Genomic DNA, 6,074 nt, shown 5'->3' on the forward strand with positions numbered 1-6,074 from the left:
CCATCCTCTTCCTCATTTTCCTCATTGTTCAAAGGTTGTTCTTTCTTGTCAGGCAAAAAATAAGACATGGTAATAACACTGTAAAATGGATTTTTGGGATAGATTCTCAGTTTGAAACTTGGTTTTGCACCCCTGATGGCTCTTAGCAACTGGTCAGATTATGGGGTCCATCATAGATTTTATGGGGCTCCTAATTCAAACTAGTGGTTAACACTTTAGCCAAACGCGACATACCTAAATTTATTTCTTCTTTAGAAGGCAAACTGAAGCTCAATCGCAAACAATTTTTCCCTTCACCATGTGAATAGAAGGGTTGACCCGGTATATAGGCGACCTTTGATTGAAATGCCATATCAAGCATTTTGACTGTGTTTATCTTTGCAGGCAAGGAGCACCAAACGAAAAAGCCACCTTGAGGAACTTGATATGTTACCCAGTCGGGTAGGTAGTGTTTCATTGCCGAAATCATTAAATTTCGTTGGTCCATGTAATATTTTCGGACCCGCTTTATCTGACCATCATAGAATGAGTCTTTGAGTGCATCATAAATTAACATCTGCGTAAAAGTTGATACTTGAAGATCATCTGCAGCTTTAATGAATGTCATTTTTTCACGTATTTCCGAAGGCGCAATAAGCCACCCCACACGAAACCCCGGAGCAAATACCTTTGAAAATGTACCTGTGTATACGACGCGCTCAGGGGCAAGATCCAATAATGTCGGTTGATCAGAGCCTTCGAACCGGAGTTTGCCATAGGGATCATCTTCCAATATATGTATGTCATATTGTCGGGCTAGTTCCACCATTATCTGGCGACGCTGAATTGTCATATCCACCCCTGTCGGATTCATAAAATTGGGGATACAATATACAAACTTTGGTTTTTTTTGAAAGGCTTCTTCCATTGATTGTGGAATCATTCCATCGTTATCACATTTTATTTCAATTAACTCCGCGCCATAGGCCTCAAAAGAGCTTATCGCTGCGGTATATGTTGGTGCAGCCACAGCAACCTTATCTCCTTTGTTGATGAAAACACGAGCCATAAAATCTATGGCTTGTTGTGCGCCTGAAATAATTAATACATTCTCAACACTCGCATGCTTTGTCGATTCAGCTATCCATTTTCGAAGTGGACGATACCCGATAGTGGATGAATACTGTAATGGTTCAGCTCCGTGTCTATCCAAAAAAGAGAGCATGGTTTCTCGAATACGTTCTTTTGGAAAAATAACATGGGCTGGTTGCCCTGCAGCAAATGAAATAGTATCGGGTTGTATGCGAGACATAATGGAGCGGATGACCGAAGGTTTTGTGCGCAATGCGATTTCCGAGAATAATTTTGAATAGTTCATGTATACGCCTTATTTTCATTGATATTGAGGTTTTTCTCAATTGTTGAATTTGATGGATATTTGGAGCTTGATCATAACTTCGGCCAACCGTCACAATTATTAGAACTGTGGGGTCAGGCTTGTATTACTAAGGTTGAGGTTTTTATCAGGCTCAATGATTTTGACATCTATCTTTATCTTAAGGTAACTTTATAAGTTCTCAATAACCCGGGTGGGAAAGCCTGCTTACCCCTTTAAATGCCGGGTGCTATTCAAAAGGATTACCTGAAAGCCCGGACTTATTGAGAACTTACCTGTGATCAAGCCAAATATTTGTTTTTGATCCTTCTTTTTAAAAAATGGAAATCACATTAAACTTGGCAAGAAAGTGGAAATTTGAGGGAAAATGATAATGAGGGCCAATATAACTAATTCAATAGCAATAAAAGGCAAAACACCACGGTAAATGGCACTCATTGGAACTGTTTTATCCATTGCTGATACAATAAATAAGTTGAGTCCCACAGGGGGGCTGATCAACCCCATTTCACATACGATAATCATAAGTACACCATACCAGATTGGATCAAATCCAAGTTGCATAACGACTGGGAAAATAACCGGAATAGTCACTATCACAGCAGAAAATACGTCCATAACACATCCCAGTAGGAGATACATAATCATTATAGCCCCGATAATTGCCATGGGAGGAACGGGAAGTGAACCTAAAAAATCTGCCAACTTGAAAGGGGTTTGTGTCATTGTAAGAAAGTAGCTCAAGATAAATGCCCCTGTAAGAATAAACATGATCATGGCAGACATCTCGACAGTGCTTTTTAAACTTTCTACAAAACCTTTCAAAGTCATTTTTTTTCTTGCAATTGCAAAAAGGAGTGATCCAAAGGCCCCCATGCCTGCGCCTTCCAAAGGAGTGAAAATTCCTAAATAGATCCCCCCGATAACAAGCAAAAAGAGAAGAACGACCCCCCAAATTTTGGTAAATGCATGCCTTTTCATTTTCCATGTTGTTTTCGGGCCGCGCGGACCACAATTCGGGTTGAATTTACACACTAAAATTGTAACCAACACATAGCCGCTGGCAATGAGAAGTCCGGGGATAATTCCAGCAACGAACAATTCTCCAATGGATGTTCCGGTAAGAATGCCATAAATAATGAAATCCATACTTGGAGGTATAATAGTCCCCAATGTGCCTCCCACGGCAACACACCCCATCGCGAAACCACGATCATAGTTATAGCGCTTCATTTCTGGATAGCATATTTTGCTCATTGCGCCGGCACTTGCAACACTTGAGCCAGAAACCGCAGCAAAACCGGTGGAAGCACCGATGGTTGCAACTCCCAATCCGCCCGGAACAAACCCTATCCATGTGTAGACGGCTCCGTAAAGATCTGCGACCAATCCGGATTTGCCACAAATTTCTCCCATCAAGATAAAAAGAGGAATAACACTCATATCATAGAACATTCCTGTTCGATAAGGAACTGTTCGCAGAAGACCAAGTCCTGTATCTGTTGAAACCATCCAGGAAACGCCCAGGACCCCGACAATGGCCATAGCATAAGCAACCGGGATATTGAAAAAAAGAAGGAAGAGTAAAAAAAAGATACTGCAAACAACCAATGTGTTAGCATCTGGTTTGATACCCAATTGAGATGCAATAATTGGTGATAGGACAAAAAGTAGCGAAATAATGCAGCCTACCACTAACCACAACTTGATGTACTTTGATTTTATGAGTAAAGCCTTGTTCAACGAGCTGATAAAATCTCTAAGAAGAATAAACCATAGGTAGCTGCATCCCACAGCAACAACAAAAAGGAGCACGGAAAATGGAATATGCAAACCGCTGGTTGTTTGAGAAAATTTTGAGAAAATTTTCGATTGTAATATGGTTTGCCATATGAATGCCGTTAGAAGGCAAAAGCTTATCAAGCCTCCAATCAAAGAGATGACAGCTTGTACCTCTTTTGAGAATCGAGAGACAATGACATCAATAGCGACATGACTTTTATTGAGTCCGCAGCATCCTATTCCCAAATAGACGACAATCAACAAAAGAATCTGAGTAAGTTCTACACTAAATGAGATTGGCATTGATAGCCCATAGCGTAGGATTACATCAATCGCCACTACGAACATCATAAGTGCTACGCAGGCACCGCCCAAATAAGCGAAAATTTTACCGATGGGCTGTAAAAACCAATTATCAATTTTTGAAACCAACTCCATTACATATCTCCTAATAGAAAGAATTGGCAGATCCTCTAAGAGAAACATTGAAGATCTGCCTATTCTAATTACCATCATTCATTGGCGCTTTATCAAAACGTCTATTTAGAATATTTGACGATTAAGCTTTTCGCCCTTTCGACAATTTTTTTTCCGGGTAGTCCTTCTTTTTCCATATCATCTATCCATTGAGTAACAAGAGACGCTGTCGCATTTTCAAATTTCTTTTTCTCTTCTGGAGAGGGTTGGATGAACTCCACCCCTTTTTCTATCAAACTTTTTTTGCCGATTGCTTCATTGGCATCCCACGCCTTGCCAGCAAGTCCTGCAAAATGTGCTCCTGTCAGCTTTGTAATGGTTTCTTGATCTTCAGCAGATAGGCTTTTCCACGCATTTTCATTCATGATAAGCCCAAAAGAGATGTTGATCATATTTAGTTCAGTACAGTAATTGATTACGTCCCCAAGGCGAAAGGCGTGACTGTCACCAATTGGGAAAAATGTACCGTCAATCGTCCCTCTTTCAAGGGACTCATAGGCACTGCCAGCCCCCATGACGATCACGGCTGCATTACACGCTTTTAATACCGGAACTACAGGTCCGCCACCACATCGTATTTTAAGACCTTTGACATCGGATAAAGTTTGTATCGGATTTTTTTTTGTAAGGATTTGAAAAGCAGGCGTGCCCCAGAGAGAAAGTACTTTTACACCCGGATATTCATCTCTTATTTCGGGAAACTCCTTATATAAATCCCAAAGAGCCAAACTGACTGTTTCAGAAGAGTTGGCACCTAAAAAAGGCAAATAATAAACCATACTCAAAGCAAAGCGACCAGGAGTATACTCATGCCCAACTTCTGCTATATCACAAATACCTGAGACGGTATTATCAAAAGCATCCACAGCCTTTCCAAGGGATTCTGCATAAAAATTCACGATTTTAACTCTGCCTTGCGTCGCCTTATTGACTTCAGCTGCCCATGGATCAAAGATATCTTTTTGAATATAGGAAACTGGAGGGAATTCATATGCAGCCCTTAATTCAATTGTTTTAGATTCTGCATAGCTGGGTACTGAAATTGAGATTAAAGCAAAACACATTACAAAAATAACAAATGCCTTTTTCATGTTCACCTCTACATTCAACTGTTATGAGTTTATGGAATTGGTTCTCGTAGCTTTAATATTTTATCTTAAATCACGACACCTGTTCCGCCTAAAAAGCCATCTAGTCGTCATATTTTAATTTATCTGCTCATGACCCTCATGGAAAATTTCGATTTTGATCATCGTTTGCCCAAAGAAATGCTGCATTTGAATTTTTATAGAGATAAATATCGGGCTTGGTCATATCATCGGCCAAGCATCATAATTTGGTGGACCAAGGTCAAAATGCGGCTCGCTCATGGAGATTATGTTAGCAGAAGCGCAGAAGACTGAATGTTAATTTTGTTTATAATTTTCTTAATTAGACTAATGTTTATTGCATGTCAATATATTTTTAATAAAAAATGCAGCTATATTAGCATTTGATAGGAATAATTACTGTATTAGCATAATAAAGCCAAATAAAAACATATTGTAGAAAAATGTCGTCTGTAATAATAATACCTTCGCCAATCATATGTTCTGTTTTTAAAATAAAAAACACACAATGCACATTTCAATAATTGGCGAAGGTATTGAACAACGTATTCTTTTTAGTTTTAGCTGAAGAGTTTTAGCTAAATATTTAGGATTATGCGTACACTTAAAATACGACATCTGGATTATAGGAATAGAATCATTCAAATGAAATTAGATTCAATTGATATCAAATTGCTTGTTTTGCTCCAAGGATTAGAAAAGTTATCATTTGCGAGTTTAGGGAAAGAGTTGGGTTTGTCAGTATCCGCTGTCAGTGATCGAATAAAAAAACTCAAGAACGCTGGCGTTATCAAGGGGCAAACGACCCTGATTAATCCAAAAGCGATTGGAATGCATGTTTGTGCATTCATCAGTATTTTTGTCAATGGTCCAGAAGATGAAGATGATATCGTTAAGGCAATTTGTGAGATTCCTGAAGTGCTTGAATGTAATAATATAACCGGAGAATATTCATTTTTACTTAAGGTTTGTACTCGCAACACCGACGATTTGAAAAAATTATTAAATAAAATAAGAGCTTTCGATGGTGTAGAAAAAACAAATACCATGATTGTGCTCTCTTCTTATAAAGAAACGACAGCGATTTCAATCAATAGCACTCTAAGCTCATACTCGTGAGTCATAAGTTCTTTTGAGGAGCATGGACCGCGGTGGGAACCCCAAACTTTGCCGATAATAAGTGTCCCTTCGGCAAGCCTGCGTGAATTCTCCAGAATGACATGATATCATAGGCTCAAATACAATATCTGAAGGAGATGACGTTTCCTTGATCTGGAAAAATAGTGCAATGAATGGTGGAGAATTTATAAAAATATGGGAAGATGGAAATA

General features: G+C 39.1%; 4 protein-coding genes. 1 reads left to right on the forward strand and 3 read right to left on the reverse strand.

The genetic code is table 11. The annotated features are described in order from the left end of the window. Nucleotides 1–190: 190 nt before the first annotated feature. The 3 genes from ACYQ2M_RS24505 to ACYQ2M_RS24515 all read right to left on the reverse strand — a co-directional run bounded on the left by ACYQ2M_RS24505 (nt 191) and on the right by ACYQ2M_RS24515 (nt 4,725). Nucleotides 191–1,357 carry an aminotransferase-like domain-containing protein gene (locus ACYQ2M_RS24505; RefSeq protein ID WP_459919028.1) on the reverse strand — a complete coding sequence of 389 codons (1,167 nt, stop codon included), beginning with the start codon at nt 1,355–1,357 and terminating at the stop codon, nt 191–193. A 345-nt stretch (nt 1,358–1,702) separates the two neighbouring features. Further along, nucleotides 1,703–3,595 (reverse strand): TRAP transporter large permease, encoded by a 1,893-nt coding sequence (locus ACYQ2M_RS24510; protein ID WP_459919029.1) that lies wholly within the window; start codon nt 3,593–3,595, stop codon nt 1,703–1,705. A 101-nt stretch (nt 3,596–3,696) separates the two neighbouring features. Next, nucleotides 3,697–4,725 (reverse strand): TRAP transporter substrate-binding protein, encoded by a 1,029-nt coding sequence (locus ACYQ2M_RS24515; RefSeq protein ID WP_459919030.1) that lies wholly within the window; start codon nt 4,723–4,725, stop codon nt 3,697–3,699. A gap of 663 nt (nt 4,726–5,388) precedes the next feature. Here ACYQ2M_RS24515 and ACYQ2M_RS24520 point away from each other — a divergent pair. Beyond that, nucleotides 5,389–5,862, forward strand: coding sequence for an Lrp/AsnC family transcriptional regulator (locus tag ACYQ2M_RS24520; RefSeq protein ID WP_459919031.1), 474 nt, complete (start codon nt 5,389–5,391; stop codon nt 5,860–5,862). Nucleotides 5,863–6,074 lie beyond the last annotated feature (212 nt).

The organism is Desulfocicer niacini, assembly GCF_054657595.1.

What these genes read in the sequence shown, in the direction of transcription:
- ACYQ2M_RS24520 (WP_459919031.1), top strand. Translation starts at nt 5,389, where the DNA reads ATGAAATTAGATTCAATTGATATCAAATTGCTTGTTTTGCTCCAAGGA.
- ACYQ2M_RS24510 (WP_459919029.1), bottom strand. Translation starts at nt 3,595, where the DNA reads ATGGAGTTGGTTTCAAAAATTGATAATTGGTTTTTACAGCCCATCGGT.
- ACYQ2M_RS24505 (WP_459919028.1), bottom strand. Translation starts at nt 1,357, where the DNA reads ATGAACTATTCAAAATTATTCTCGGAAATCGCATTGCGCACAAAACCT.
- ACYQ2M_RS24515 (WP_459919030.1), bottom strand. Translation starts at nt 4,725, where the DNA reads ATGAAAAAGGCATTTGTTATTTTTGTAATGTGTTTTGCTTTAATCTCA.